The following is a 4,087-nucleotide window of genomic DNA, read 5'->3' as shown; positions in this document are numbered from 1 at the left end:
GATAAACGCGTCTTTTAGGCGGTCTTTGAGGCTTGCCGAAATGAAAAAATAATCGATCCTCCAGCCGACGTTTTTGGCGCGGGCGTTAAAGCGGTAGCTCCACCACGAATACGCGTCCGCCACGTCGCCGCGCACGTGCCGAAAGGTGTCGATAAAGCCGCGTGCGACGACCTCGTCCAGCCACGCGCGCTCGATAGGCAAAAAGCCCGAGGTTTTGGCGTTTGCTTTGGGGTTTTTGAGGTCAATCTCGCGGTGAGCGGTATTCACGTCGCCGCAAAATATCACGTCCTTGCCCTGTTTTACGAGCTCCTGGATGTAGGCTAGAAATTTAGCGTAAAAATCCATCTTGTAGGCTAGGCGCGCGTCGTCTTTTTGGCCGTTTGGAAAGTAGATGTTAAAAAGTACGACGTTGCCGAATCTATGCTCCAAAACCCGCCCCTCGTCGTCGTCAAAAAACGCCGCTTTTTGCGTAACGGAGCCAAATTTGGCCAGACTCATCACGCCCGAGTACCCCGCTCTGGCTGCCGAATTTACGCTGATTTCGTTAAATCCGAGCTTGTAAATCTCCGCAGGCACGTCGCTCTCGCGCACCTTGATCTCCTGAAGGCCCAAAAAATCGGGTTTTTGCTGCTCTAGCCAAGCAAAGCCGTCTTTGGCGGCGACCGCGCGCAGTCCGTTTACGTTCCAGCTGATTAGTTTCAAATTTGATCCTTTGTTAAATTTGGCGTATTGTATCGCAAGAGCCGTAAAATAAGCTAAAATTTAGTAAAATTAGGATCATTTTAAGGAGTAAAAAATGAAAAAAATCATCATTTTATCGCTTGCGCTTGCCGCGTTTTTAGGCGCCAAAGAGATAAAAAGCGCGAACATTTTCCTCTCGGACGCAAAGTCGGTTACTGAGCTAGGGGCGTTTTTAAAGGCAAACAAGGACGAGATCGTGAAGCTAAATTTGAGCTACTGCGCGAATAAAAATAGCCAAGAAGCACTCGCAAAAGAGGCGCCGAATCGCGAAGACGGGCAATACGGAAACTACATATCCGAAACCTACGAACTAGCGGGTGGCGCCCGTATCGACTATAACGGCCAAAACTACGACTCTAACGACTTTGACGGCGGTACGAACGCGGGCGTAAAATCGCGCGAGCTAACGATGATCTATAAGGCAAAGGACGGGCGCGAAAAGTTTTTGCTTTTGCAAGCGCTTAGCTCGCAAGAGGGCGAAAAATACAAATGGGAATACCTCTGGGACGAAACGGCTAAATGCGCCGGCGGCGAAGTGCGGCTGGAGGGGGCCTTTTATATAGACGAGGGCAAATTCCCCCAGAGCGCGGATATAGAAAAGTCCGGGGATTACGATATTTTCTCGCTCGATCCGGTCGCGAGAAAGTACTTTAAACTACTAGAATACAAGTAAATTTAGCGCGATGACGGAGCTAGAGAGGGAGATTTTCGGTCAAATTTTGGGCGAGAAAAAGATGGAGATCATCTTGTTTTTAGCCCAAAATGCGGACGAAAACGGCTTCATAACCGTTAAAATTTCAGATATCTGCGAGCAGACGGACGCCAGCAAGCCCACCGTCACGCAGACGATAAAACTGCTTGAAAATCGCAAAATTTTCGAGCGAGTGAAAAACGGGATTTATAGATTTAAAAATTTAAAGGAACTAGAGAAAAAATGAGGAAAATTTGGATACTTGTTGTCGCAGTTGTGCTCTCAAATGCCGCAATAGACGAGGCTGGGCTAAATGCCTGCATCAACAAAGGCGACGCCGCAAGCTGCGAAAAAACGCTCGCTGCGCTAGAAAAAAGCTGCGCAGGCGGCGACGCGCTGGCATGCTACTTTGCCGCGGAGTTTTACGCCAAAGGGCTAACGGGCTACAAGGATGGCGTAAAAGCCTTTGCGATCTACAAAGACGCCTGCGCCGCCGGGAGCGCGGAGAGCTGCTACGAGGAGTCGGTGTTTTATCTAAAGGGCGACGTCGCTCCGCAAAGCTTTGAGCTATCGGGCGAGCGACTCAAAAAGGCCTGCGAGCTGGGCTCTAAACGAGCGTGCAATATACTTGAACTAGCGAAGTGAAGCTATTTTGGCTGCATAAAGACGGGTTTGCGTATGACGGATACGCTGGCGCGATATAAAATTTGGCTTCGGCGTGAAATTTTAAATTATTTCTAGCTATTAAATTTGGGTAATTTGCTGCAAAAACTTCACTCAAATTTTACTTAGACGCCTTGTTTCTGTTTATTAAATGTGAGAAATTTACGGAGTTTGCTATTTTTTACAGAACTTGATTTCGAGCGCTAAATGTGGCTTTGACGGACGGTTTTTGTTTTGCGTATTGACGGTGCGATAGGCTGGAAATTTGATAAATTTTAGTTGGAGAAATTTGGAAATTTTACGTATTATCGGCGACTAAAAATTTATCGGTTTACATACTTTAACTTGGTTTTTATTTGATATTTTTCAACGCTAAATTTAAAAAAGCAGATCCGAATTTGCAACTATTTTTCAGAGAGTTTACCTAAAGCGCAAAGATAAGTTGTTCTCAAATTTAACTTGCATGACGACTCCGTCTGCAGCAAAATTTGCACCCAAATTTAACGAAAATGTCGTATTGAAAATGCCGAAATTTGAGTGAATTTTAAAATTTACAGATCGGCGTCCGAGATCGCTTCAGCCTGATAATGCGCAATCAGCGGCTCTATAATCTCGTCAAAAAGTCCCGCCGCCATTATCGCGTCGAGGCGGTAAAGCGTCAAATTTATGCGGTGGTCGCTGATACGGTTTTGCGGGAAGTTGTAGGTGCGGATACGTCCCGAGCGGTCGCCTGTGCCGACTTGGCTTTTGCGCTCGCTGGTTTCTTTGGCTAGGCGCTCTTCTTCTTGTATCTCATAAAGGCGCGCTTTTAGCACCTTCATCGCGGCTTCTTTGTTTTTGTGCTGGCTTTTGCCGTCTTGGTTTGTGACGACGATACCAGTCGGGATGTGAGTGATTCGCACCGCCGAGTCCGTCGTATTTACCGACTGTCCGCCGTGACCTGAGCTACGCATGACATCGATGCGAAGGTCGTTTGGATTTATCTCGATCTCGCTATCTTCGACTTCTGGCATGATAGCGACCGTGACTGCAGAGGTGTGCACGCGGCCCTGGCTTTCGGTCTCTGGTACGCGCTGGACGCGGTGAGTGCCGCCCTCAAATTTGAGCCTAGAGTACGCCCCCTTGCCCTTTATCAGCAAAATAATCTCTTTAAAGCCGCCCGTGTTGCCCTCGCTTTGGCTCACGATCTCAAATTTATACCCGCGAAGCTCGGCATACCTCGCATAAGCGTTAAACAAATCGCCCGCAAAAAGCGCCGCTTCGTCTCCGCCCGTACCCGCACGGATCTCTAAAAATACGTTTTTATCGTCGTTAGGATCTTTTGGAAGGAGTAAAATTTTAATCTCTTCTTCGAGATTTTCTTTTTGGGATTCGAGATTTTTGAGTTCGTCTTTGGCTAGCTCGCCAAGCTCGGCGTCATCGAGCAGAGCCTTGTTCTCCTCGATGTCTGCGAGAGTTTGCAGATAGGACTTTGCAGCCGAGGCGATATCTTCTAAATTTGATTGCTCTTTTGAGAGCTTGGTCATATTTGCGATATCGTTTGTGATAGACGGATCGCTAAGCAGACGAGAGAGCTCGTCGTAGCGATCCAAAAAAGGCTGCAGTTTGTCGGCTAACATTAAAATTTAGATTAAGCAGATAGTTTGTTTACGAGTTTTGCGAGGCGTCCTACGCGGCGAGAAGCTGTTTGTTTTTTCAAAAAGCCTTTGCTAACGAAGCTGTGGAAATCTTTGTTTGCCACTTTAAACGCGTTTAGCGCGGCTTCTTTATCGCCTGCCTCAACGGCTACGCGCACGGCTTTAGTGATATTTTTAAGCCTAGTGCGGTAAAATCTGTTTCTTTCAGTCCTTTTGATAGTCTGTCTGGCTCTTTTTTCAGAAGATTTATGGTTTGCCATAATGTCCCTTTTGTCATAATTTTAGTCCGTGATTATATAAAAATCAGTTTTAAAATCCGCTTAATTTAAGTAAAATTTAAAGCGAGGAAATTTAC

At 46.7% G+C, this 4,087-nt stretch carries 6 protein-coding genes; 3 read left to right on the top strand and 3 right to left on the bottom strand.

Annotated elements, in window-relative coordinates; genetic code table 11:
- On the bottom strand, window positions 1–702 hold a 702-nt coding region (locus Q0338_RS00475), incomplete at its 3' end, for an exodeoxyribonuclease III (RefSeq protein WP_298085056.1).
- A 94-nt stretch (window positions 703–796) separates the two neighbouring features.
- On the opposite strand from Q0338_RS00475, the gene Q0338_RS00470 reads away from it, so the two are divergent.
- From Q0338_RS00470 to Q0338_RS00460, 3 genes are read left to right on the top strand one after another with little or no spacing between them, the layout of a single operon-like run.
- On the top strand, window positions 797–1,414 hold the full coding sequence (locus Q0338_RS00470; protein WP_298085055.1) for a hypothetical protein: 618 nt from the start codon (window positions 797–799) through the stop codon (window positions 1,412–1,414).
- Between the two features lie 10 nt (window positions 1,415–1,424).
- On the top strand, window positions 1,425–1,679 hold the full coding sequence (locus Q0338_RS00465) for a helix-turn-helix domain-containing protein (protein ID WP_122861784.1): 255 nt from the start codon (window positions 1,425–1,427) through the stop codon (window positions 1,677–1,679).
- Window positions 1,676–2,077, top strand: a complete 402-nt coding sequence (locus Q0338_RS00460; protein ID WP_298085054.1) for a sel1 repeat family protein — start codon at window positions 1,676–1,678, stop codon at window positions 2,075–2,077. The genes Q0338_RS00465 and Q0338_RS00460 overlap by 4 nt, the downstream gene beginning before the upstream one ends.
- Window positions 2,078–2,646: 569 nt before the next feature.
- Here the strand turns inward: Q0338_RS00460 and prfA are convergent.
- Together prfA and rpsT are read right to left on the bottom strand one after the other, a co-directional pair.
- Complete coding sequence (gene prfA, locus Q0338_RS00455; protein WP_122861782.1) at window positions 2,647–3,714, bottom strand: peptide chain release factor 1; 1,068 nt, start codon at window positions 3,712–3,714, stop codon at window positions 2,647–2,649.
- Between the two features lie 11 nt (window positions 3,715–3,725).
- Window positions 3,726–3,992 (bottom strand): 30S ribosomal protein S20, encoded by a 267-nt coding sequence (gene rpsT, locus Q0338_RS00450; RefSeq protein ID WP_002949506.1) that lies wholly within the window; start codon window positions 3,990–3,992, stop codon window positions 3,726–3,728.
- Window positions 3,993–4,087 lie beyond the last annotated feature (95 nt).

It is taken from the genome of uncultured Campylobacter sp., assembly GCF_938018145.1.
In the GTDB taxonomy this organism is placed as follows: domain Bacteria; phylum Campylobacterota; class Campylobacteria; order Campylobacterales; family Campylobacteraceae; genus Campylobacter_A.
The sequence above is the reverse complement of the archived record's forward strand: the minus strand, read 5'-3'. Positions and strand labels throughout refer to the sequence as shown.